This is a genomic window from Demequina pilifera (genome assembly GCF_048814985.1).
GTDB lineage: Bacteria > Actinomycetota > Actinomycetes > Actinomycetales > Demequinaceae > Demequina.
Genome location: NZ_JBMDTW010000003.1, coordinates 38,953 through 64,204, shown reverse-complemented (window position 1 = coordinate 64,204; position 25,252 = coordinate 38,953). Strand labels below are relative to the sequence as shown.

The 25,252-nt window shown below is 69.4% G+C and carries 15 protein-coding genes; 8 read left to right on the top strand and 7 right to left on the bottom strand.

The window, feature by feature from the left end:
* Positions 1-29: 29 nt before the first annotated feature.
* From ACNI14_RS05475 to ACNI14_RS05460, 4 genes are all read right to left on the bottom strand, one after another.
* Positions 30-824 (bottom strand): ABC transporter ATP-binding protein, encoded by a 795-nt coding sequence (locus ACNI14_RS05475; RefSeq protein WP_420518956.1) that lies wholly within the window; start codon positions 822-824, stop codon positions 30-32.
* Positions 821-1,852: a FecCD family ABC transporter permease gene (locus ACNI14_RS05470; protein ID WP_420518955.1), complete on the bottom strand. Its 1,032-nt coding sequence runs from the start codon at positions 1,850-1,852 to the stop codon at positions 821-823. Before ACNI14_RS05470 ends, ACNI14_RS05475 begins: the two co-directional genes overlap by 4 nt.
* Positions 1,849-2,844: a FecCD family ABC transporter permease gene (locus ACNI14_RS05465; RefSeq protein ID WP_420518954.1), complete on the bottom strand. Its 996-nt coding sequence runs from the start codon at positions 2,842-2,844 to the stop codon at positions 1,849-1,851. Before ACNI14_RS05465 ends, ACNI14_RS05470 begins: the two co-directional genes overlap by 4 nt.
* A 205-nt stretch (positions 2,845-3,049) precedes the next feature.
* A complete protein-coding gene (locus ACNI14_RS05460) occupies positions 3,050-4,360 on the bottom strand; it encodes a glutamyl-tRNA reductase (protein WP_420519420.1) in 1,311 nt (436 codons plus the stop codon).
* Positions 4,361-4,412: 52 nt separating this feature from the next.
* On the opposite strand from ACNI14_RS05460, the gene hemE reads away from it, so the two are divergent.
* From hemE to ACNI14_RS05440, 4 genes are read left to right on the top strand one after another with little or no spacing between them, the layout of a single operon-like run.
* Complete coding sequence (hemE, locus tag ACNI14_RS05455) at positions 4,413-5,510, top strand: uroporphyrinogen decarboxylase (RefSeq protein ID WP_420518953.1); 1,098 nt, start codon at positions 4,413-4,415, stop codon at positions 5,508-5,510.
* On the top strand, positions 5,507-6,832 hold the full coding sequence (locus tag ACNI14_RS05450; protein WP_420518952.1) for a protoporphyrinogen/coproporphyrinogen oxidase: 1,326 nt from the start codon (positions 5,507-5,509) through the stop codon (positions 6,830-6,832). The genes hemE and ACNI14_RS05450 overlap by 4 nt, the downstream gene beginning before the upstream one ends.
* Before the next feature lie 55 nt (positions 6,833-6,887).
* Positions 6,888-7,562 (top strand): hydrogen peroxide-dependent heme synthase, encoded by a 675-nt coding sequence (gene hemQ / locus ACNI14_RS05445; RefSeq protein WP_420518951.1) that lies wholly within the window; start codon positions 6,888-6,890, stop codon positions 7,560-7,562.
* Positions 7,559-8,743 carry a ferrochelatase gene (locus ACNI14_RS05440; protein WP_420518950.1) on the top strand — a complete coding sequence of 395 codons (1,185 nt, stop codon included), beginning with the start codon at positions 7,559-7,561 and terminating at the stop codon, positions 8,741-8,743. The genes hemQ and ACNI14_RS05440 overlap by 4 nt, the downstream gene beginning before the upstream one ends.
* A 119-nt stretch (positions 8,744-8,862) precedes the next feature.
* Here ACNI14_RS05440 and ACNI14_RS05435 read toward each other — a convergent pair whose 3' ends face one another.
* Positions 8,863-10,527, bottom strand: a complete 1,665-nt coding sequence (locus ACNI14_RS05435) for an FAD-dependent oxidoreductase (RefSeq protein WP_420518949.1) — start codon at positions 10,525-10,527, stop codon at positions 8,863-8,865.
* Positions 10,528-10,635: 108 nt separating this feature from the next.
* Here ACNI14_RS05435 and ACNI14_RS12775 point away from each other — a divergent pair, with 108 nt between their 5' ends.
* On the top strand, positions 10,636-10,794 hold the full coding sequence (locus ACNI14_RS12775) for a DUF8730 family Cys-rich protein (protein WP_518486578.1): 159 nt from the start codon (positions 10,636-10,638) through the stop codon (positions 10,792-10,794).
* A 26-nt stretch (positions 10,795-10,820) separates the two neighbouring features.
* On the top strand, positions 10,821-11,084 hold the full coding sequence (locus ACNI14_RS05430; protein WP_420519419.1) for a metal-sensitive transcriptional regulator: 264 nt from the start codon (positions 10,821-10,823) through the stop codon (positions 11,082-11,084).
* A gap of 22 nt (positions 11,085-11,106) precedes the next feature.
* Here the strand turns inward: ACNI14_RS05430 and ACNI14_RS05425 are convergent, their stop codons facing one another.
* Entirely contained in the window at positions 11,107-12,417 is a 1,311-nt protein-coding gene (locus ACNI14_RS05425; protein WP_420518948.1) for an NAD(P)/FAD-dependent oxidoreductase, read from the bottom strand.
* A gap of 204 nt (positions 12,418-12,621) precedes the next feature.
* Between ACNI14_RS05425 and ACNI14_RS05420 the strand changes: the two genes are divergently transcribed.
* Both ACNI14_RS05420 and ACNI14_RS05415 read left to right on the top strand, forming a co-directional pair.
* The gene (locus ACNI14_RS05420; protein WP_420518947.1) at positions 12,622-17,814 is read left to right on the top strand and encodes an immunoglobulin-like domain-containing protein; all 5,193 of its coding nucleotides are present in this window, start codon (positions 12,622-12,624) and stop codon (positions 17,812-17,814) included.
* A 102-nt stretch (positions 17,815-17,916) separates the two neighbouring features.
* On the top strand, positions 17,917-23,736 hold the full coding sequence (locus ACNI14_RS05415) for a family 43 glycosylhydrolase (RefSeq protein ID WP_420518946.1): 5,820 nt from the start codon (positions 17,917-17,919) through the stop codon (positions 23,734-23,736).
* A 70-nt stretch (positions 23,737-23,806) separates the two neighbouring features.
* Here the strand turns inward: ACNI14_RS05415 and ACNI14_RS05410 are convergent, their stop codons facing one another.
* Positions 23,807-25,237, bottom strand: coding sequence for a class II fumarate hydratase (locus ACNI14_RS05410; protein WP_420518945.1), 1,431 nt, complete (start codon positions 25,235-25,237; stop codon positions 23,807-23,809).
* Positions 25,238-25,252: the final 15 nt, after the last annotated feature.

Genomic DNA, 25,252 nt, shown 5'->3' with positions numbered 1-25,252 from the left:
ACGTCGAGGGTGAATGAAGTCGTGGATGGTCATCGGACGCCCCCGGGGCCGTGGGCGGGCACGACCATGGGCGTGCCGGTGACGGGGTCCGTGAGGACGCGCGCCTCGAGTGCGAAGACGCGCCGGATCAGGTCCTCGGTGAACACCTCGGCCGGCGCTCCTGCGGCGGCGATCTCGCCGTCGTGCATCGCGACCACGTGGTGCGCGTAGCGGGCGGCCTGGTGAAGGTCGTGCACCACCATCACGATGGTCCGCTGCTGCCGGGTGTTGAGTCGGTGCAGGAGGTCCATCACGTCGTACTGGTGGGCGATGTCGAGGTAGGTCGTGGGCTCGTCCAGGAGCATGAGCGGCGTGTCCTGCGCCAGGGCCATCGCGATCCAGGCGCGCTGACGCTGTCCGCCCGAGAGCTCGTCCACGATCGAGTCCTGGATCTCGGTGAGGGTCGTGGAGTGGAGGGCGGACAGGACCGCGGTCTCGTCGGTGTCGCTCCACGGCCGCAGGATCTTCTGGTGCGGCGTGCGTCCCCGGGCGACGAGCTCCTTCACCGTGATGCCTGCGGGCGCGATCGGCGACTGGGGCAGCAGCCCCACTCGACGCGCGACCTCTTTGGTGTGCGTGCGATGGATGTCCTCGCCGTCGAGCAGCACGGTGCCCGAGCGGGGCGACAGCAGCCGCACCAGCGACCGCAGGAGCGTGGACTTCCCGCACCCGTTGGGCCCCACGATCGCAGTGATCTGCCCGTCGGGTATGGCCACATCGACGCCCCGCACGACCACGTGGTCGCCGTAGCCGAGCACGACATCGCGGGCCTCGAGCCTGCTCATGATTGACCTCCTCGGGATGCGCGCCACACCAGCCACAGCAGGTAGGGGGCGCCGACGGCGGCGGTGAAGATTCCCACGGGGAACTGCAGATCCGCGGGGCTCAGCTGCGATGCCTGGTCCGCGACCAGCAGCAGCACCGCGCCCATGAGCGCGGAGGGGATCAGGGCGACTCCGGCCGAGCGCGTGAGGCGGAGAGCCAGTGCGGGGGCGACCAGGGCGATGAAGCCGATGGGGCCGGAGACCGCGGTCGCGGCGGCCGCGAGCAGCACGGAGCACAGGGCGAGCACCGCACGCGATCGGCCCACGGAGACGCCGAGCGCCCGCGCGGTGTCGTCTCCCATCTCCATGGTGCGCAGCGCCCGCGCATGCCACAGCAGCACGGGGACCAGCACCGCCAAGGCGACCGCCGCGAACGTGACGTGGGTCCACGTCCGACCGGTGGTCGAGCCCACGAGCCAGCCCAGCGCGTTGCCCGCGTCGTGCACGTCCATGCGCGTCAGCAGGTACTGAGTGGTGGCCTGAGCGACGAACCCCATGCCGATGCCCGCGAGGATCAGTCGCAAGGGCACGATCACGCGGCGCCACGCGAGCACCAGGATGAGCGCCGAGGTGACCAGAGCGCCGATCGCGGCGCCGGCGGCGGTGATCCACAGCGACGTCGCGGTGACGAGCCACAGCGTGAGCACTGCCCCGGTGCCGGCGCCCATGGTGATCCCGATGAAGTCGGGGGAGGCCAGCGGATTCCTGGTCAGCGACTGCAGGATCGCGCCGGAGAGTCCCAGCATCGCGCCGATGAGAATCGCGGTGAGGGCGCGAGGCGCGCGCACCTGGCCCACGATGAACTCTCCCGGCGGCCCCACGGGCACCCCGACCGCCGCGCGGATGCCGTCCCACACGGTGACGTCCGCCTTGCCGACGACCAGCGCGAACACGAACAGCCCGGCCAGGACGGCCGCGAGGACGAGGCCGACCGCGAACGTGCGGCGGTGCGTGGTGATGCCGAGCCGGCCGAGCGTCAGGTTCTTCACAGTTCCACCACCTTCATGCGGCGGGCCATGAGGGCGAAGATCAGGCCGCCGATGAGCGCGGTCATGATGCCGACCCCGATCTCGGACGGAGGGGCGACGAGGCGTCCGACGACGTCGCAGATGAGGACGAGCGCGGCTCCCCCCAGCGCGCTGACGATGAGCAGCCACGGGAGGGAGGCTCCCATGAGAGCACGAGCGAGGTGGGGGACGGCGAGCCCCACGAAGACGAGCGGGCCGGCCGCGGCCGTCGCCGCGGCGGCGAGCAGGGTGACGACGATGATCGTGAGCGTGCGGATGCCGCCGATGCTGATGCCGAGGGCCCGCGCCGCGTCCTCCCCGAGCGCCACCGCCTGCAGCTGGCGCGACGCGATGAGCGCCACCGCGATGCCCGCCAGCACGATCGGGATGAGGGCCGCGACGTCCTCGGACTGGCGTCCCGTCAGCGACCCCGCCACCCACAGCCGGTACTGCTCGAGAGTCGCCTCGTCGAGCAGCAGGACGGCGTACGTGATCGAGGTGATGAGCGCGGTGAGCGCGACGCCGGCGAGCGCGAGCCGCACCGGAGCGCCCGCCGCGGCGCCGCGCGCGCCGATCGCGTAGACCACGACGGCGGCGAGGCCCGCGCCGATGAACGCCACGGGCACCTGCGCGGCGAAGCCGCCACCCAGGCCCGCGGTGAGCGCGATCACGACGGCGAGCGAGGCGCCCGCGTTGATGCCCAGCAGCCCGGGATCGGCGAAGGGATTGCGGGTGAGCGACTGCATGAGCGCTCCCGCGACGCCGAGGGCCGACCCGGCGAGCACACCGATCAGCGTGCGCGAGGCCCGCAGCTCTCTCACGATGAGCTGCTCGGGGTCCTCAGCGTCCAGGTCGGTCAGCGCCGCCCACACGGTGCCGAGGTCGATCGCGCGAGACCCCAGCGCCAAGGACAGCGCGACGGCCAATGCGAGCACCGCCGCGGTGGCGATCGCAATGAGGGCGCGCTGGCGCATCGGTCTCCCAGGGTGGCGTGGACGGCGCACATCCGAGTGCGCCAGGTGAGGCTCGCCTAACCTAGCCCAAAGAGACTGATTTATCCAACGCCCTCATGTCGTAATTGACGAGGCCCGGTGCGGCCGATGCGCGGGCTGGCTGGGCAGTGCCGCCTGGCCAGGTCGTGCGGGCGCGCTCGTACCCGCTTGACCGGTCGGCGGCTGTTCAGTGGCGGGTGGTGGTGTCCGCGTCCGTGGCGGCGTCCATCTCGGGAGCCGGGCACGCGTCGTCCTGGATGCCGACGTCGATGCCGTACAGGGCGCGGATCGCGCCGAGGTAGCGGTCGGCCTCCCCGGCCTGCGCGTGCTCGCGCGCGCGGACGGTGGGGATGTGCAGCAGCGTCTTGGCGAACCGGCGCAGGGCCTGCTCGGTCGCGTCCGCCTGCGCGATGGTCTGCTCCGAGGCGCCCGCCGGGGGCTGCACGCGAGCGAGCTCGCGCTCCAGGAGGCCGAACACGTGCTCCCGGAGCGCCACGACCGCCGGGTCGATGGAGCGTGCGTGCTCGCCGTCGCCGAACCGCGCGACGGCGTGGGCCACGATCGAGCGGGCGGCGTCGATGGCTCCCACCGACTCCTCGGGTGCGTGAGCGCCCACCGACTCCAGGTCCACCACGGTCACGCCCCGCATCTGTGCGACGCCGGGGGCGACGTCGCGGTGCAGCGCGAGGTCGACGATGGTGAGCGGGTTGTCGTTGTCCGGACGGGCGGCGGCGACCATGGCCGGCGTCAACACGATCGACTCGCCGCCCGAGCACGCGAGCACAAGGTCGACCTCGCTGAGCGCGGCGCGCAGTCCGTCCTGGTCAAGGGCCCGAAGGCTGTGCCGCGCCGCGAACTCCTCGCCGCGGCCCGATGGTGAGAAGACCCCGTCGATCGAGACGCCGCGGCTCAACAGCGAGCCCACTCCCGTCTCGGCGAGAGCACCGGTGCCGATCACGAGCGCACGAGCGCCCGGCCAGACCACCGTCTCGGAGGCGAGATCGAAGGCGACGGACACCACGGAGCGACCCGAGGTGCCGAGCCCGGTGGAGGAGGCGACCACGCGCGAGGTGCGCAGCGCGGACTGGAAGAGACGGTCGAGCTGGGGCGTGAGGTGGGCGCCGGCCTGGGCGTCGATGTGCGCGCGGCGCACCTGTCCCGAGATCTCGCGCTCGCCGACCACCATCGAGTCAAGACCCGTCGCGACGGAGAGCAGGTGCTGCACGGCGTCGTCGCCCTCGTAGGTGGCGAGGGCCGTCTCGATCGCATCGCGCTCGAGGGCGGTGGCGCGCTCGAGCGCGTCGATGATCGCGGCGCGGGCGGCCTCCGGGTCGTCGGTCTCGACGTACACCTCGAACCGGTTGCACGTGGGGAGGACCACGGCACCGCGCACGGGGGACCCGCTCCCCGCAACGGCTGACCCGAGTGCGTCGGATCCGACGCTCAACTGCTCCAGCAGCGTGAGGTCACGGTTGCGGTGGCTGGCCACGAGAGACATGAGAACCACCGCTCCATTCTGACACGGCGCGCGAACAAGGCAGAATCGGTGCATGACGTCATCCGCGCTGCCCGCCGCCCACCCCCTCGTCGACGGGAGAACCGGGGACTCCGCGCTCGTGGCCGCGTTGCGCGGCAGCCGGCCCGCGCATCGGCCGGTGTGGTTCATGCGCCAGGCGGGCCGGTCGCTCCCGGAGTACCTCGAGGCCCGCGCCGGCACCGGCATGCTCGAGTCCTGCCTCACCCCCGGGCTCGCGTCCGAGATCACCCTGCAGCCCGTGCGCCGCTACGGAGTCGACGCGGCGATCCTGTTCTCGGACATCGTCGTGCCCATGCGCATCGCCGGCGTGGACGTCGACATCCAGCCAGGCGTCGGCCCGGTGTTCGGCCGTCCCGTGCGCACCATGGCGGATGTCGAGGCGCTGCCGGCGCTCGGCGTCATCGGTGACCGCGGGTCCTTCGACTCCGGCCTGGACGCGATCCGCTCCGCCGTGGCCATCACCGTGGACGAGCTGGAGAACGTGCCGCTGATCGGCTTCGCGGGCGCACCGTTCACCCTCGCGGCCTACATGGTCGACGGGCGTCCCTCGCGCGATCACATGGGCGCCCGCGAGCTCATGCACTCGGCCCCCGACGTGTGGGACGCGCTCGTGACGTGGACCTCCCGCGCCGCCGGACTGTTCCTGCGCGCCCAGGTCCTGGCGGGCGCATCGGCCGTGCAGCTGTTCGATTCGTGGGCCGGCTCGCTGGCCGAGTCGGACTACGTCGCGCACTGCGCAGCGGGATCGCGCACCGCGCTGATGTCCGTCGCCGATCTCGACGTGCCGCGCATCCACTTCGCGGCCAACGCCGGTCACCTCCTGGACGCGATGGGTGCGGCCGGGGCGACGGCGCTGGGAGTCGACTACCGCACGCCGCTCGACGCCGCGGCCCGCATGACGGGTGGCCGGTTCCCGCTGCAGGGCAACATCGACCCCGCGATGCTCGCGGCACCCAAGGATGCGCTCGCCAGGCATGTCAAGGACGTGCTGGCGCGCGGTGCGGAGGCCCCGGGCCACGTCGTCAACCTCGGTCACGGCATGCCGCCGCACGCCGATCCGGACGTGGTCAAGCGCATCGTCGACCTGGTGCACGAGCATGGTGCTGCATGAGCCACGGGGGTTCCACGGACACGGCTGAACCGCAGCGCTGGATCGTCGTCGGCGGCGGGGTGGGCGGACTGCTGGCCGCCCGTCGGCTCGCGGCCGCGGGACACGACGTCACCCTCATGGAGGCCGATGACCACGTGGGTGGGCGCATCTCGCGCGTCACGGTGGACGGGCTCCCTCTCGATGCCGGCGCGGAGTCCTTCGCCACCCGCGGTGGCCACGTGGCCGCGCTGCTGTCCGAGCTGGGGCTCGCCGACAGCATCGTCCATCCCGAGCGCAGGCCGGCGTGGGTGGTCACGCCCGACGCGGCGTACCCGCTGCCCGCCGCCGGCTGGCTCGGCGTGCCGACCTCGGCCCTGGCGCGCGACCTGCGCCGGGCGATCGGTTGGCGGGGGATCGCCCGGATCCTCGGCGACCGCGTCAGGCCGGTCCGGGACGTCGACGACTCGACGAGCCTCGGTGAGCTGGTGCGTGACCGGCTCGGCGAGCGTGCCGCGGAGCGACTCGTGGCCCCCGTCGTGCAGGGCATCTACTCGCGGCCGCTCGACGACATCGCGCTCGGCGACATCGCGCCCGGCCTCGGGGCGGAGGTGACCCGCAGGGGCGGCCTCATGCGCGCGGCCGCCGCGAGGCGCGCGGCGTCGCCCGCCGGCTCCGCGGTGCAGGGGCTGGCCGGCGGCATGGCGTCGCTCATCGATGCGCTCGCGGCCGATGCACGCTCCCGCGGCGTGACCATCGCCCTCGACACGCCGGTGGGTGCGCTCGAGAACGCCCACGGCGCCTGGAAGGTGTGGACCGGGGCTGAGGAGCACCGGGCCGACGGCGTCGTGCTCGCCGTGCCGCGGCCCGTGGTGTCCGCGCTCGTGCCCCACGTCGCGTGGGCCGAGGATCGCCAGGTCGCGATCGTCACGCTCGTGCTGGACGCTCCCGAGCTCGACTCCGCGCCGCGCGGCACGGGGGTGCTGGCGGTCGGCAACGTCTCGGGCGCCAAGGCGCTCACGCACTCGACCGCCAAGTGGCGCTGGCTCGCCGACCGCACCGAGGGCCGTCACGTGGTGCGGCTGTCTTACGGGATCGACAACGCCCGCGACGCCAGCGAGCACGCGCTGGCGGATGCATCCGCGCTGCTGGGGGTCGCGCTCAAGGAGGCCCAGGTGCGCGACATCGAGCGCGTGCAGTGGGCCGATTCGGCGCCGGCGGCCGTCGAGGATCGCGAGCCGGTGCGCGGGCTGCACCTGGTCGGTTCCGCGGCGGGTCTCAGCGGCATCGCGGCGATCGTCGCGGCCGATGCCGCCTCGGGCCTGGGCGAGGCTGGTTCCGGCTGACGGGACGGCAGGGAGCGGATTTCCTTTCCGCCCCCTGGAAGACGAGAATGGGGCCATGGCTGACCAACCGCACGGATTCACACTGTTCTCTGTTCTGGACGGGCTGCTCGACGCCCCTGACGAGGAGCTTCCGGATGTCGTCGAGCACTTCGACGCCGCGGTCGCGGAACTCGCGGATCACGACGTCACGCTGCGCGGGATCTACGACGTCTCCGGGCTGCGTGCCGACGGCACCGTGATGCTGTGGCTGCACGGCCCCGACCTCGCGGACCTGCAGCTCGCGCTGCGGGAGCTGCGCGCGACCGAGCTGCTCGCCGACACCCAGCTCACGTGGTCGGCGGCGGGGGTGCACCGCGCCGCGGAGTTCAACAAGGCGCACGTGCCGGGGTTCCTGCGAGGGGAGCGGCCGCGCGACTGGCTGACCGTCTACCCGTTCGTGCGCAGCTACGAGTGGTATCTGCTGACGGATGAGGAGCGCGGCCACATGCTGCGCGAGCACGGCATCAAGGGCTCGGCCTTCAAGGGAGTGGTCGCGAACACCGTCGCGGCCTTCGCGCTGGGCGACTACGAGTGGCTGCTGCCGATGGAGGCCGATGAGGTCACCGACCTCGTGGACATGATGCGGGACCTGCGCTACACCGAGGCTCGTCGTCACGTGCGCGAGGAGGTGCCCTTCTACACGGGCCGCCGCGTCGAGACCGCCGAGGCCGTCGAGGTGCTGGCGTCATGACCGACTCGCTTCCCCCCTTGGCGGCGTCGACCCGAACGCGCCCGGCGACCACCTACGACTGCATCCTGCTCGCCGGGTTCGGCGGCCCGGAGGGTCAGGACGACGTCATCCCGTTCCTGCGCAACGTGACCCGTGGCCGCGGCGTGCCGGACGAGCGACTCGAAGAGGTCTCGCACCACTACCGCCACTTCGGCGGCGTGAGCCCCATCAACCAGCAGAACCGCGACCTCAAGGCGGCGCTGGAGGCCGAGATCGCGAGCCGCGACCTGGGACTGCCCGTCTATTGGGGCAACCGCTTCTGGGCGCCGTACTTCGCCGACGCGCTGAAGGAGCTGCACGCCGACGGCCACCGCAAGGTGCTGGTGCTGGTCACCACGGCGTTCTCGTCCTACTCGGGCTGCCGCGCCTACCGCGAGGACCTCGCGACCGCTCTCGACGAGGCCGGACTGACCGGCGAGCTGGAGCTCGACAAGGTGCGCCAGTACTTCGACCACCCCGGTTTCGTGGAGCCCAACGTCGACGCCGTCCGCGCCGGCCTGCGCGAGCTCGAGGCCGCGGGCAAGGGCGAGTCGCCGCACGTGATGTTCGCGACCCACTCGATCCCGTCGTCCGCGGCCGATGCCTCCGGTCCGCGCGAGACCCTGCCCGACGGCACTCCGGTGCCCGCTGGCGGGGGCGAGGAGTGGCATGCGGGCGGCGGCTGGTACGCCGAGCAGCAGCGCGCCGTGTCGGCGCTCATCATGGAGCGCATCGCGGACGAGTTCCCCGACGTGCCGTGGAGCCTGGTCTACCAGTCCCGCTCGGGCGACCCGTCGGTGCCGTGGCTCGAGCCCGACATCAACCTGGCGATCGAGGCGCTGCCCGAGAGCGTATCGGGCCTCGTGGTCTCGCCGGTGGGGTTCGTCTCCGACCACATGGAGGTGGCTTGGGACCTCGACAACGAGGCGCTCGAGACCGCCGAGGGTCGCGGCCTGCCGATGGTGCGCGTGCCCACCGTGGGCATCGACCCCGCGTTCGTGTCCGGCCTCATCGACCTGGTCGAGGAGCGTCACGTGGCGAGCGACGGCGACGTGCCGCGCGCACGCCCCGCGCTCACCGAGATCGGCCCGTGGCAGGACGTCTGCCCCACCGACTGCTGCCTGGGCCGCACCGCCAAGCCCACCATCGCATCGGCCGGCTGACTCGCCCCTTTAACTGCGAACCACTTTTCGTGCCGACACCCCGTCGCCAGCCCTCGTAGGAGTGCCGGCGACGGGGTGTCATGCCGCGAAGCGGTTCGCAGTTCAACCGAGCGTGGGTATCAGGCGGGTGCCGCCACCGGCTGCAGGGTGCGCACGCCGTCGCGCCACGTCAGGTAGCCGCCGTCGAGGTTGATGGCGTCGTATCCGAGCTGGCGCAGCAGCCGAGTGGCCGTGTGTCCTCGCTGTCCGACCTGGCAGTGGACCACGATGCGGCGATCGCGAGGCAGCTCGTCGTGGCGCGCGCGCAGGTCGTCGACGGGGATGTTGACCGGCTCCTGCCCCCACGGCGGGACCACTGTGCCGCGTGAGTGCTCGGCTGCGGAGCGCACGTCGACCACCATCGGCGCGTCGTCCGCGTCGGCCAGCTCGTGCCACTGGATCGACGGCGACTCGCCCACGCTCAGGTTCTCTGCCACGTAGCCGAGCATGTTGACGGGATCCTTGGCGGATCCGTACGCGGGTGCATAGGCGAGTTCGAGGTCCGCCAGCTCCGAGGCGGTGAGCCCGCCATGGATGGCCGTGGCGATCACGTCGATGCGCTTGTCCACGCCTGCCTCGCCCACGCCCTGCGCGCCCAGAATCTGGTCCGTCACCGGGTCCACGAGCAGCTTGAGCGCCATGGCCGATGCGCCAGGGTAGTAGCCGGCATGGTCCATCGGGTGGGTGTGGATGGCTCGGCAGGCGCGGCCTTCGCCGCGCAGGCGGCGCTCGGTGCGCCCGGTGACCGCGGCGGTCAGTCCGAAGACCCCGACCACGGCGGTGCCGATGCTGGGGCGGCCGCGGCCGGCGTGACCGGTGATCACGTCGGCGACCCGCCGTCCGTGCCGGTTGGCGAGGTTGGCCAGCGGGATGAGCGTCGGCCCATCCGCGAACGCGTCGCGCTTGGCGGCGGCGTCTCCGACCGCGTAGATGCCGGGAACCGAGGTGCGCATGTCGTCGTCCACGAGGATCGCACCGCGAGGTCCCAGGTCGGCGCCGGCGGCGCGCGCGAGCGTCGAGTCGGGGTTCACGCCGATCGAGGCGACCACCATGTCGGCGGGCAGGGTCTGCTCGCCCTCGGGTCCGCTCACCACCGCGGAGTCGGGGGTGATCTCGGTGACCTGCGCCCCGGTCAGGACCCGCACGCCGTGCCGCTCGAGACGGTCCTGGACCCGCACGGCCATCTCGGCGTCCAGCGCGCCCAGCACCTGGGGAGCGAGCTCCACGACGGTCACGTCCAGGCCACGGTGGCGCAGGTTCTCCGCCACCTCGAGGCCCACGAAGCCGCCGCCGATCACCACGGCCGTGCGCGCATCGGCCGTGTGCTCGGCCATGCGGTCCACGTCCGCGACGTCGCGCAGGACGAGGGTGCGCTCGGCGCCGGGAACATCCGGAACGATCGGGCGGGCGCCGGGAGAGAGCACCAGGTGGTCGTAGCTCTCGAGGTAGGTGTCGCCGTCGGCCGTGCTGACGGTGACGGTGTGCGCCTCGGCGTCGATGTCGACCGCTCGGCTGTGTGTGCGCACGTCGAGGGCGAATCGCGCGTGCAGGGACTCGGGCGTCTGCAGCAGCAGCGAACCGCGGTCCTCGATGACGCCGCCCACGTAGTACGGCAGGCCGCAGTTGGCGAACGAGACGTGTGCACCGGCTTCGAGCACGACGATCTCGGCGTTCTCGTCCAGACGGCGCAAGCGGGTGGCGGCGGACATTCCGGCGGCGACCGCGCCGACGATGACGACCTTCATATGTGACCTCCAAGGTGGTGATGTGTTGCGACCACAATACCCCCCGGGGTATAGTTTTGTCATCCGGTCGCGACACAGGGTCGCGGCCACGCTCTGAAGGGAAGTCCTATGTGCTCACCGACCACCTGCCGCCAGTGCGGCAAGACCACCTGGACCGGCTGCGGACAGCACGTCGACTCAGTGAAGGCCCAAGTGCCCGCCAGCCAGTGGTGCGGGGGGCACGAAGCCTCCGCCGGACGTAGCATCTTCCCGTGGCTGCGTCGCTAGACTCGGCCCCGGCGAACGGAGCGATCATGGCAGAACCCGAGGCCGCGCGAGCGGCAGTCAACCGGCTCAAGCGCGCACGCGGTCAACTCGACGCGGTGATCCGCATGGTCGAGGAGGGCCAGAGCTGCGAGTCGACGGTCACGCAGCTCGCGGCGGTGTCCAAGGCGCTCGACCGCGCGGGGTTCACGCTGATCTCCTCCGGGCTGCAGGAGTGCCTCGACACCACTCATGGGGACGCGCGCGACGACAGCCTGCGTCGCCTCGAGAAGGTGTTCCTGTCCCTCGCGTGACGGGCTGATCCCCCGCGGGGGATCAGCCGTCCGCCGCCTCCTTGAACGCGCGCCGCGGCTCGTGTAGGCGGCCCATGGACACCAGGTCGCGCCGGAAGAACAGCGCGGCCGTCCAGTCGGCCACCACTCGTGCCTTGCGATTGAAGCTCGGGATCTGCGCCATGTGATAGGTCCGGTGCATGAACCATGCGGGCCAGCCGCGAAGCTTGACCCCCATGACCTGCGCGACGCCCTTGTGCAGGCCGAGCGAGGCCACCGTGCCCAGGTTCTTGTGCCGGTACTCCTTGAGCTCGTGCCCCTGGACGTGCTTGGCGAGGTTCGCGCCGAGCAGCCGTGCCTGACGCACCGCGTGCTGAGCGGATGGCGCGCACCACGCGCCCTCGCCCTGGGCGAGATCCGGCACCTGGGCGCAGTCGCCCGCGGCCCACGCCCCAGCGATGACGTCGCCGTCCTCGGTGGCGACCTGGAGCGTGGGCAGCGCGTTGACGTGTCCCTTGGGGCCGGTCGGCAGATCGGATGCGCCGATGACCGGATTGGGCTTGACTCCTGCGGTCCACACCAGGGTGTCGGCCTCGAACTTCTCTCCGTTGGATAGTTCGATCACGCCGTCCACCGCGGATTCCAACTTGGTCTCGAGGTGGACCACCATGCCGCGCCGGCGCAGCTCCTTGAGCGTGTACGCGCCCATCTCGGGGCCGACCTCGGGGAGGATCCCCGCCGCCATCTCCACCATCACGAACTTGAGATCGTCGGCGGACAGCTCGGGGTAGTAGCGCAGGGCCGCGCGGGCCATGTCCTCGGTCTCCGCGAACGCCTCGATCCCGGCGAACCCGCCGCCGACGAAGACGAACGTGAGCAGCCGCTGACGCCGGTCCGGGTCTTCGGTGGATGCAGCCCGAGCGATGCGCCCCAGGACGATGTTGCGGAGGTTGATCGCCTCCTCCACCCACTTGAAGCCGATCCCCATCTCCGCGAGGCCGGGAATCGGAAGCGTGCGGGGGACGGACCCGAGGGCGACCACCACCTCGTCGTACTCCAGATCGAGGGTGTCCCCGAAGTCGGTCTCGACGCGCGCGCGGCGCTCGTTGTGAGCGATCTCAGACACCTTGCCCTGCACGATGCGCACGCCTTCGAGTTCGCGCCGCAGCGGTACGACGACGTGCCGCGCCTCGATGGAGCCGGCCGCCGCCTCGGGCAGGAACGGCTGGTACGTCATGTAGGGGCGGCGGTCGACGACCGTGATCTCCACCCGGTCCTTCGCCTTGCGCCTGAGGCTGAGGGCCGTGTAGAGGCCGACATATCCGCCGCCCAGGATCAGTACTCGTGTGGTCATGACTTCCTCGGTTCGACGGTCACGCAGGCAGGAGCGCCTGGACGTGCGTACGCATAGGAGGACAACGTCGGCCGTGCCGACATTCCCTGTCTCCGGTGGATTCATGAGATCGGGTAGTGCAATGTCTTCGGGACCCATGTTATCGTTCACAGGCGAAGGTCTGGAGACCCCCCTGCTGGCATCTCACGATGGAGTGATGAAGACATGAAGACCACCTTGCCCACCCGATCCACAAAACGGATCGTCTCTTCGGCCCTCGTTGCGAGCCTCGCTCTCGCGGCGGTCGGCGCCGCCGGAAGCCCCGCTACGGCCTCCCCCCTCGATTCACTGAGCGGCGACGTCGCTCTGCACTACGACTTCGACGCCATCGACGGCGCCACGATCGCCGACCAGAGCGGAAACGGGTTCGACGGCACCGTCGTCGGGTCCGGCGCCACGCTCGTCGGCGACGCGATCGAACTGACTGACGACACGTTCGTCGAGATCCCGGGCACCGTGTTCGAGGGCAACGACACCCTCACCATCTCCACGTGGCTGCGCAACGACATGCCCGACGCCAACTACGCCGCGCTGTACTTCGGCACCGACCTCGCCGGCAGCTCGTCGTACCCGTCGCAGTACTGGCTCCTGAACCCCGCCAATACCGACGGCGTGGTGAAGTCGGTGCTCACGGATGGGCTCGACGAGGTCGCACCGTACGAGACGGAGGCGGGCATCTCGCCCACCGACGCATCGCGAGGAGTGCAGGGACCGGCGGCGACGGCTGATCTCGCGCTCTATACGACCGTCATCACCCCGACCTCGATCACTGCCTACCTCGACGGCGAGAACGTCGGTTCGGTGCCCGTGACTCGAACGGTCACGGAGTTCGGGACGGATCTCGTCGCGTACATCGGCACCTCTCCCTACCCCGATGCGGTGTGGGAGGGCGCGATGGCAGACCTGAAGGTCTACACCGCCGCCATGACCGACCAGCAGGCCGCAGCCCAGTACTACGAGGAGCTCGGCGACCCGCTCGCTTCTCAGGCCGCGGTGGACGAGGACGCCGCGGCGCTCTCGGTCTCGTCGACGGCGGTGTCCGACATCGTGCTTCCGACCGCAGGTTCGAACGGCTCCGAGATCGTCTGGAGCAGCTCGGACCCCGCGATCATCGCGCCCGACGGCACGGTCACCACTCCGGGGGCCGATGCGGTCGTCACCCTGACCGCCGATCTCACGCTGGCGGGTGCCTCGGCGCAGCGCACGTTCGACGTCACCGTCACCGGTGACGCGGATGCCGCGCTCGTCGCACGCTACGACTTCACCGACGCCATCGACGACAGCACGATCGACGACCTCAGCGGCAACGACTTCCACGGCACGGTGGAGGGTTCCGGCGCGTCCGTCGACACCGAAGCGGGCGTGCTGAGCCTCCCGGGCGGCGAGAGCGGCTCCGACGCGGGCCACGTGACGATCCCCGCGGACGTCTTCGAGGGCAGGAACACGCTCACCATCTCGACCTGGCTGCGCAACCGCACGGGCGCGGGCAACTACGCCGCGATGTTCTTCGGCAAGCCGAGCAGCCCGCCTCTCCAGTACTGGCTGCTGAACCCCAAGAACCCCGAGGGCCGCTTCAAGACCGTTCTCACCAATGGCAACCCGACCACTCAGCCGTGGACCACCGAGGCAGGGATCACCACCGGCACGACGGCGAACCGTGTCCAGGGCCCCATCAGCCCCGAGAACGAGTGGATGCAGGCCACCACCGTCATCACCCCGACTTCGCTCTCCGGTTACCTCAATGGTGAGCTCGTCGGTACGGTCCCGGTGTCCCGCACGGTGACGCAGTTCGGCACCGACCTGGTGGCGTACCTGGGGCGTTCCTCCTATGCAGATGACTTCTTCGAGGGCGACTTCCGCGAGGTGAGCGTCTATGAGACGGCGCTGACCGACGAGCAGATCGCAGCGCACTACTGGGCGACGGCCGGCGACGACGTGGTCGACGCCGCGCTCGCGGCCGACGCCGACGCGATCGACCTGGACGGCACGTCGGTCACGACCGACGTGACCCTTCCGCTCGAGGGCGACAGTGGATCGCAGGTCACCTGGGCCTCGTCTGATGAGGCAGTGATCGGCACCGACGGCACCGTCGTGCGACCCGCGGCGGACAACGCCACGGTGACCCTCACTGCGACGTTCGAGCTCGCTGGACGCACGTACGTGCGGGACTACAACGTGACCGTGATCGCGGACAACCCCGAGGCCGAGCTCGCCTTCCAGGCAGAGACGTTCGACCTTGGCGTCTCGGTGCTGTGGGACGACATCACTCTCGCCGACTCGCTCGGCGAGGACATCACGATCGCGTGGTCCTCGTCGGACGAGAACGCGGTCTCCTCGGCGGGCGTGGTGAACCGCGCCGCAGCCGAGCAGGCGGTGACGCTCACGGCCACCTTCAGCAACGCCGATGCCTCAGTGGACCGTGACCTCGCCGTCACCGTTCTGCCTGAGGTCGGCGGCTACCTGGGCACCTACATCCGTTCCGAGCGGACCGACGATGACACCGCGAGCGTTCACCTGGCGCTGTCGCAAGACGACTCGACGTTCGAGGCGCTCAACGACAACAAGGGCGTGCTGTTCCCCTCCGCAGCGGACAGGTGGACGGACGTGAACCGCGAGATCGCGTCGCCGACCGTCTTCCACCGTCCTGACGGCGGATACGGCCTGTTCACGACGATCCCGGGCACGACCGCGAACGATGCGTACGTGTACGAGACGAGTGACCTCTCCACCTACGAGAACCAGCGGCGCGTGACCTTCGCACCCGGCACCGCGAACGTCTCTCGTGTGGAGGTCGAGTACGACAACGGCCTCGGTGCCTACCGCCTGCTGTACACCTCTGGCGGTACTGACTTCGAGGTGACGACCGAGGACTTCTCGTCCTTCTCTGAGCCCGTCGAGTCGGCCACGGCGCCGAGCTTCACGTCGGGCACGTTCCCCGCGGATGCGCTCGACACGGACTCGATCGGCATCACCGCCGCGGAGTACGACAAGATCGCCGTGGACCTGCTGCTGGAGCGCGTGCGTTCCACCAGCGTGGATCCCTTCGGACCCGTGACGGTTGCGGCCGGCGACGACTCGGCGCTGCCGGGTTCGGGGATGGTGAACTACACCTCGGGCGAGCAGGTCGAGATGGGAGTGGAGTGGGACGACGTCCCCACCACGCCTGGCACCCACACGATCAACGGCACCGTGCAGGCGCCGCTGTACACGACGGACATGGACTGGCTGGCGGAGAAGCGTGCCGACCCGGACGTCACCATCGGCGACGACGGGCTCTACTACCTGACCGGTTCGTACCCGATGTTCCGCTCGGGTGACCCGGACGGCTACGACCGTGTGGTGCTTCGCCGCGCCGAGACCCTCGAGGGCCTGAACGCCGCAGCCTCGGAAGAGGTGACGATCTGGCACGAGGAGGACCACCCGAACTTCAACACGTACGTGTGGGCACCCGAGCTCGCCAAGATCGGCGACGACTGGTACATCATGTTCACCACGGCCCGTGATGGGCGTGGGGTGTGGGACAAGCAGCCCGCGCTGCTCAAGTACACCGGTGGCGAGTTCGCAGGCGACGGCCCGCTGCAGCCCGAGAACTGGGAGACGCTGGGCTACAACGTGCCAGCGCCGTCGGACAGCACCGCCTTCAGTGGCAACTTCGCCCTTGACATGACTCACTTCGAGCACAACGGCACGGACTACATGGTCTGGGCCGACAAGTGGGAGCTGTCCACCATGCGCATGGCGTCGGTGGACACCGACAACCCGCTTCAGCTCACCAGCGATTCGATCGAGCTCACCGCTCCCGAACATGCATGGGAGATCGAGAGCGAATCGGGCACCCCGGTGAACGAGGGAGCGGCCGTGCTCAAGCACGACGGCAGGATCTTCATCTCCTTCTCGTCGTCGGCGGTCAACACGTCCTACAACATCTCGTTCCTGTGGGCGGATGAGGACGCGGATCTGCTGGACCCGGCCTCGTGGCACAAGGCGCAGTACCCCTACTTCGGCACCGGGGACGTGGCCGGCATGTACGGGATGGGCCACAACTCGTTCACGGTGGACGAGTTCGGCAATCCCGTCATCGTCTACCACGCGCGTTCGTACGCGGACACGGACCTCCCCTCCGGTTCCGCGACCGACGGTGGACTGTTCGACCCGCGCCGCAACGCTCACGCCAAGCTGGTGCACTTCAACTCCAACGGCATGCCGATCCTCGACATGTCGCAGGAAGAGGAGCTCGACCCCGCCATCGCGGATGTGCAGATCGAGGTCACGGTCGAGGGGCCCGTCGCGGCGTCGATCGACGTCACTCAGCTGCCGACCAAGACCGACTACACGGTGGGTGACGCGCTGGACCTGGATGGTCTGGAGGTCACGGCGACGTGGACCGACTCGACCACCGAGGTGCTGACTGAGGACGAGTTCACGGTCACTGGCTTCGACTCCTCGGCCGCCGGTGACGTGACTCTCACGGTCACGTACGGCGCGGATGCGTCGATCACGACGTCGTTCGATGTCACCGTTGCGGAGGAGACGGCGGCGGTGGAGTCCATCGAGGTCACTCAGCTGCCGACCAAGACCGACTACATGGTGGGTGACGCGCTGGACCTGGATGGTCTGGAGGTCACGGCGACGTGGACCGACTCGACCACCGAGGTGCTGACTGAGGACGAGTTCACGGTCACCGGCTTCGACTCGTCGAGGCCCGTGGAGTTGATGCTCGCGGTGACCCTGGTGAGCGATGACTCGATCACCACGGCGTTCAATGCGACGGTCCACGAGGTGGAGTTCGCGGATGTGACGTCGTCATCGTCGGCGTTCTACAACGAGATCCAATGGCTCGCGGGTCAGGGGATCGCCACCGGTTGGCAGACCAGCGCCGGGAAGGAGTTCCGTCCGTTCGACTCGATCACGCGTGATGCGATGGCGGCGTTCCTGTACCGCTATGCCGGTTCGCCGGACGTCACGCTTCCGGCGCAGTCTCCGTTCGTGGACATCACGCCCACGAACACGGAGTTCTACGAGGAGATCGTGTGGCTCGAGGACCAGGGCATCACCGAGGGGTGGGAGACGTCTGCGGGCATGGAGTTCCGCCCGTTCGAGCCCATCACTCGTGACGCGATGGCGGCGTTCATGTACCGCTACGCGGGTGAGCCCGACCACACGGATCCGGCCGAGTCTCCGTTCATCGACATCACGATGGACAACACCGAGTTCTACACGGAAATCACCTGGTTCGAGGACACGGGCATCACGACCGGCTACCGCACCCCTGCGGGCACCGAGTTCCGCCCGTTCAACGAGACCACGCGCGATGCGATGGCCGCGTTCCTCAACCGCTACGACAACCTGAACGGCTAGTACCAGGCGGAGGGGCGCGCGCACGCGGTGCGGGCGCGCGCCCCGGCTCCCGCTTCGCCGCACCGAGCACCACCGATGGCACACAACGACGTGAGGAAAGCAATGAACGACACCTTGACCAGCCCCTGGAGGCGGTGGGGCGCAGGCCTGGCGACTGCCGGGCTCGCGGGATCTCTCGCAGTCGCCGCGACGGTCCCGGCGCAGGCGGCCCCGCTCGACGCACTGGCCGACGACCTGGCACTGCACTACGACTTCGCCGACGCGATCGCGGGCGGCACCATCCCCGACAAGAGCACGAACGGTTTCGACGGCACCGTCGTCGGGTCGGGCGCGTCCATCGTCGACGGCGCGATCGAGCTGACGAACGACACCTTCGTCGAGATCCCGGGTGCCGTCTTCGAGGGCAACGACGCCCTCACCATCTCCGCATGGCTGCGCAACGACATGGCGGAAGGCGGCAACTACAACGCGCTGTACTTCGGCTCTCCCGACGGCCCCCCACCGGCCCAGTACTGGCTACTCAACCCCGCCAATGGCGAAAACAACATCAAGTCGGTCTTCACCGATTCGCTGGACGCGGGAGCACCCTGGGACACGGAGGTGGGAAACATCGGTCCCGCCTCGGTTGAGGGCTTCGCGCTCTACACGACCGTGATCACACCGACGTCGCTCACCAACTACCTGAACGGTGAGGTCACCGGCACGACGACTCTGTCGCGCACGGTCACCGAGTTCGGCACCGGCCTCATCGGCTACATCGGCACGTCTCCCTACAGTGGGTGGGGCGACCCCATCTGGGATGGCACGGTTCAGGACCTCAAGGTCTACTCCGCTGCGATGACGGATCAGCAGGCCGCGGCTCAGTACTACGAGGAGCTCGGCGACACCGTCGCCTCGCAGGCCGCCGTGGACGAGGACGCCGCTGCGCTGGCCGTGAACGCGACGACGGAGACCTCCCTCGCGCTGCCTGTTGCTGGTGCGAACGGGTCCGAGATCGAGTGGACCAGCTCGCACCCCACGATCATCGCGCCGGACGGCACGGTGACGCAGCCGTCCGCCGACACCGAGGTCACGCTCACCGCGGACCTCGCGCTCGCCGGCGCGACTGCTCAGCGCACCTTCGCGGTGACGGTCACGGGAGACGGCTCGATTCCCGCCGTCGCCCACTACCGACTCGACGACGCGTCGGGCACGGTCGCGGTCGACAGCTCGGGCAACGGCAACGACGCCACCTATGTGGGCGGTCCTGAGCTGCAGGGTGACGCGGGAGTGCGCCTCGATGGCGCGGACGACTACGTGGACCTGCCGGACAACCTGGTGACGGGAATCGACTCCGTCACCGTGAGCATGGACGTGCTGATCCGCACCAACCAGGCCACGCCGTACTTCATCTGGAACATCGGCAACCCGGCATCCAGCAACAGCGGTTCCGGCTACATGATGGCGACCGGCAATGAGTACCGTCACACCATCACCCCCGGCAACTGGAGCGGCGAGCAGAACACCGCTGGTGAGGGCAACCTCCAGCGCGGCGTGTGGAAGACCATCACGTACACGATCGACGCCGACACGGACACTGCCGTCACCTACCTGGACGGTGTGAACGTTGGTGAAAGCACCACCACCATCACACCCGGCAGCCTGGGCGGCGGAGAGACCACCGCCAACTACATCGGCCGCTCGGCGTACGACACCGACCGCCTGCTGGCGGGATCCGTCCGCGACTTCCGCCTGTACGACTCCGCGCTCTCGGCTCAGGAGGTGGCCTCGCTGGTGCCCTCCGACGCGACCCGCGTGGAACGCGACGCCGCGGTCCTGGAACTGGGCGACACCTCCGCCGTCACCGAGGACCTCACGCTTCCCACGACGGGAATCAACGGCTCGACCGTGGCGTGGAGCTCCTCCGACGAGGCGACCGTCGCCACCAACGGCACCGTCACCCGCCCCGAGGCGCTCGAGGACGATGCCACGGTCACGCTGACCGCGACCATCGCCCTGGGAACGGAGCAGGAGACGCGCGACTTCACCGTCACCGTGCTCGCCCAGTCGGACCCGCAGTCGATCGCCGACGGCGCGGCTGCCGCCCTCGAGGTCACGAACATCGATGACGTGCGAGGCAACCTGCACCTCCCGACGGAGGTCGAGGGGCTGCCCGTGACGTGGGCGAGCGCTGACGAGGCGATCATCTCCACGGACGGAATCGTGAACCGGCCCGATGTCGACACCGACGTGGAGCTCACGGCGACCGTCACGAACGGAGACTTCACCGCCGAGCGCGTGTTCACCGCGAACGTGCTGGCGGCCATCGAGCTCGCACCGTTCGAGGGCTACGGGTTCTCGTACTTCGTGAACAACTCGATCGACGGCGAGAAGATCTACTTCGCCGCCTCCGACGGCAACAATGCCCTGGCCTGGGACGAGCTCAACGGCGGAGAGCCGACGCTCGAGTCCGAGTACGGCGATCTGGGTCTGCGCGACCCGTTCATCATTCGCTCCCCCGAGGGCGACAAGTTCTACATGATCGCCACCGACCTGTCGATCGGCCGCAACGGCGACTGGGGCTACCACCAGCGCTTCGGCTCTCAGTACCTCGAGGTGTGGGAGTCCTACGACCTCGTGAACTGGTCGGAGCAGCGCCACGTCAAGGTCGCCCCGGACAACGCCGGCAACCTGTGGGCGCCCGAGGCCTACTACGACGAGTCGATCGGCGAGTACGTGGTGTTCTGGGCCTCCAAGCTGTATCCGGAGGATGACCCGGACCGCACCACGAGTCCTCCCAACGAGATGCTGTACTCGACCACTCGGGACTTCGTGAACTTCTCGGAGCCGCAGGGCTGGCAGACCGGCATCTCGCGCATCGACTCGACGGTGCTCGAAGAGAACGGCGTCTACCACCGCTTCACCAAGGACGAGGGTGCCGGCACCACCGGCTGCTCGGACATCATTCACGAGTACTCGGACCAGCTCCGCGCACCGCTGGACGACTGGACGATGCTGGCCAGCTGCATCGGCCGCGACGCCGGGACGGGAGCGGTCGAGGGGCCGTCGATCTTCAAGTCCAACCCGGACGACGTCAACGGCGACAAGTACTACCTGTTCGTCGACGAGTACGGGGGCCGTGGCTACGTGCCGCTGGAGACCGCGGACATCACGAACCCTGACTGGCAGATCTCTGACGAGTACGACCTGCCCGCCAGCCCGCGCCACGGCACCGTCTTCCCGGTGACCGCCGACGAGCTCGCGGGGATGCGGGAGCAGATCCTGTCGGCCGACCCCGTGACCGCTGACGAGGACGGCCAGGTGCTCCGATACGACTTCGAGTCGTACGACGGCACCACGCTCACCGACGTCACCGGAAACGGCTACGACGGCACGATCGTGGATGGCGGCGAGCCCGTGGACGGGTCACTGGAGTTCACCGGTGACAACTACGTCGACCTGCCCGACAACATCATGGCGGGAGTCGAGGACGTCACCATCGAGGCAGAGGTCTACCTTGACCCTGCGCTGTCAGGCAACTACTTCATCTACGGCCTGGGCAACACGGACAGCGCCGGAGCGGGGAACGGGTACCTGTTCACCACCGGCAACACGCAGTACCGCACCAGCCTCGCCACCGGCAACTGGTCCACGGAAGAGACCGTGGGCTCGGGCCAGGCGCTGCCTCGCGGCGAGTGGGTGACGATGGTCTACACGCTGAGCGGCGACACCGCGCGGCTGTACCTCAACGGCGTCGAGGTCGACTCCGGCACCGTGACTGCCGACCCCGGCGATATCGGGGCGGGCTTCACGACCGCGAACCACCTGGGCCGGTCCAACTACGACGCCGACGGTCTCTTCGTTGGCCAATTCCGCGAGTTCGCTCTGTACAACCGGGCGCTGAGCCCGGAGGAGGTCCTCGCGGGATCCGGCCAGACGGACGTGCTCCTCGACGTCACCCTCGCGGACGAGTCGGCTCTCAAGGTCGACCCGATCGTCGACCAGACGGAGCGCACGGTTGTGTTCCCCGTCGAGCCCGGAACCGACCTGACCGCACTCGCGCCGGTGTTCGGAACCGTCGAGGGCGTCACCTCGGACCCGACGTCAGGCACGGTGGTGGACCTCAGTTCCGAGGTCACCTACCAGCTGGCTGGCGGCTCCGACGCGACCTGGACCATGGAGGCCGTCGAGATGCGGTCGCCGGTCCTGCCGGGTCTGTACGCGGATCCGAACATCATCGCGTTCGGCGATACGTATTACATCTACGCGACGTCGGACGGCTACCCCGGGTGGGGCGGCAACGAGTTCTACACGTGGAAGTCCACCAACCTCGTCGACTGGGAGCGCGCCGCAGAGCCGTTCCTGACTCTCGACGGCGAGAACGGCAATGTGCCGTGGGCGGTCGGAAACGCGTGGGCGCCCACCGCGATCGAGCGTGACGGGAAGTACTACTTCTACTTCTCCGGCCACAACGAGGAGCTTGACCGCAAGACCATCGGTGTCGCTGTCGCGGACCACCCCGAGGGGCCGTTCGTGGCGGAGCCTGAGGCGATGATCCTCAACAACGAGGCCGTCACCTCCGGTCAGGCCATCGATCCTCATGCGTTCAAGGACCCGGTCTCGGGCACCTACTACATCTACTGGGGCAACGGTTCGCCCGTGATGGCCGAGCTCGCGGACGACATGGTGTCGCTCGAGCCCGGAACCATTCAGGGAATGCCGGGCCTCACGAACTACCGCGAGGGGACCTTCATGGTCTACCGGGACGGGCTCTACCACGCCACCTACTCGATCGACGACACCGGCAGCGAGAACTACCGCGTGGGCTACGCGACGTCCGAGACCCCCGAGGGCCCGTGGACGTACCGTGGCGTGATCCTCGAGAAGGACCCGTCGCTGGGCATCCTCGGCACCGGACACAACTCGGTGCTGAACGTTCCTGGCACCGACGACTGGTACATCGCGTACCACCGGTTCGCGATTCCGGGAGGCGACGGCACCAACCGGGAGACCACCATCGACCGGCTCACCTTCAACGAGGTGACGGGCTTCATGGAGGAGGTCATTCCCACGCTCGGCTCAGTCGACCCGCAGGAGATCGTCATCGCCCAGCCCGAGGTGGAGTCGATCGCGGTCACGCAGCTGCCGACCACCACCGAGTACATGGTGGGTGACGCGCTGGACCTCGATGGTCTGGAGGTCACGGCGACGTGGACCGACTCGACCACCGAGGTGCTGACCGAGGGCGAGTTCACGGTGACGGGCTTCGATTCGTCGGCGCCCGCCACGGTGAGGCTGTCGGTGACCTTGACGGCGGACGAGTCGATCACGACGTCGTTCAACGTGACGGTGAGCGACGACGAGGCCGCTCCGGTCGAGTTCGTCGATGTGGCGGGCTCGGAGCACGCGGCCGGGATCGCCTGGCTCGCTGCAGAGGGGATCTCGACAGGTTGGGAGACCGAGACGGGCACCGAGTTCCGTCCGTTCGCCTCGATCACTCGCGATGCGATGGCGGCGTTCCTGTATCGCTATGCCGGTTCTCCGGAGGTGACGCTCCCGGACGAGTCTCCGTTCGTGGATGCGGACGCGTCGCTGGAGCACTATGAGGCGATCGTGTGGCTGGCCGAGGAGGGCATCTCCGAGGGTTGGGACACCGGCGCCGGTCAGGAGTTCCGTCCCTTCGAGCCGATCACCCGTGACGCGATGGCGGCGTTCCTCTACCGCATGGCGGGAGAGCCGACGTTCTTCGCGCCGGTGGTGTCGCCCTTCGAGGACATCACGACTCAGAACACGGACTTCTACCGGGAGATCACCTGGCTGCAGTCCACGGGCGTCACCGAGGGCTGGGCCGTCGACGGGGGATACGAGTTCCGTCCGTTCAACGAGACCACCCGCGACGCGATGGCCACGTTCCTCTACCGGTTCGACCAGCTCGACAGGTAGCAGCGAGCACAGACCAAGGGCCCCGGCACCGAGAAGGTGCCGGGGCCCTTGGTCGTGGAGCGGGTCCGGGTCAGCGCTCGCCGGTCATGGTGGTGACGTCCAGCAGCGTGTCTAGCTGCTCGATCGAGATGTCGCCGCGCTCGACGAATCCCAGGGCGAGCGTGGCTTCGCGGACCGTGAGTCCTTCGGCCACCGCGTGCTTGGCGATCTTGGCGGCGTTCTCGTAGCCGATGACCCGGTTGAGCGGCGTGACAATGCTGGGGGAGGCCTCGGCGAGGCGGCGCGCGCGGTCCACGTTGGCGACGATCCCGTCGACGGTGCGCTCCGCCAGGAGTGCCGAGGCGTTGCCCAGCAGGCGCATCGACTCGAGCACCCCGAGCGCCATCACGGGGATCTGCACGTTGAGCTCGAAGGAGCCTGAGGCGCCCGCCCACGTCACTGTCGCGTCGTTGCCGACCACTCGGGCGCACACCATCAGCACCGCCTCGGGCACGACGGGGTTCACCTTGCCGGGCATGATCGAGGAGCCGGGCTGCAGGTCCGGCAACTGGATCTCGCCGAGACCGGTGTTCGGGCCCGAGCCCATCCACCGCAGGTCGTTGCAGATCTTGGTGAGGGAGACGGCGATGACCTTGAGCGCCCCCGAGACCTCCACCAGGCCGTCACGAGCCGACTGGGCCTCGAAGTGGTCGCGTGCCTCGGTGATCGGCAGCCCGGTGTCCTCGGACAGCAGCTCGATCACGCGGGCCGAGAACCCGTCGGGGGTGTTGATGCCGGTGCCGACCGCGGTTCCGCCCAGCGGCACCTCGGCCACGCGCGGCAGGGCGGCCTCGAGCCGCTCCATGCCGCGCCGAACCGCGGCCGCGTAGCCGCCGAACTCCTGACCCAGCGTCACCGGGGTGGCGTCCATCAGGTGAGTGCGCCCCGATTTGTACACCTCGGCGAACTCGGTCGACTTGGCCTCGAGCGACTGCGCCAGGCGCTCGAGCTGCGGCATGAGGTCGTTGACCAGCGTGGATGTCGCCGCGACGTGCACGGAGGTGGGGAACACGTCGTTCGAGGACTGCGACGCGTTGACGTGGTCGTTGGGGTGCACGTCGTCCTCGAGCGAGCGGCTCGCCAGCGTCGCGATGACCTCGTTGGTGTTCATGTTCGAGCTGGTGCCCGAGCCGGTCTGGAACACATCGACCGGGAAGTGCTCGTCGTGCGCGCCGCCGGCGACCTCGTCCGCCGCCGCCACGATGGCATCGGCGATGGGGCCGGGCAGCACGCCCAGCTCGGCGTTGGCGCGGGCCGCCGCCTTCTTGACCCGCGCGAGCGCCTCGATGTGGCGGCGCTCGAGGGTGGTGCCGGAGATGGGGAAGTTCTCGACGGCGCGCTGGGTCTGCGCTCGGTACAGGGCGTGTGCGGGCACGCGCACCTCGCCCATGGTGTCGTGTTCGATGCGGTAGTCGCGCTCGTCGGGGAGGGCGTGGGCGGCGTTGCCGGTGTTGTCAGTCATGGCGCCCATTGTCGC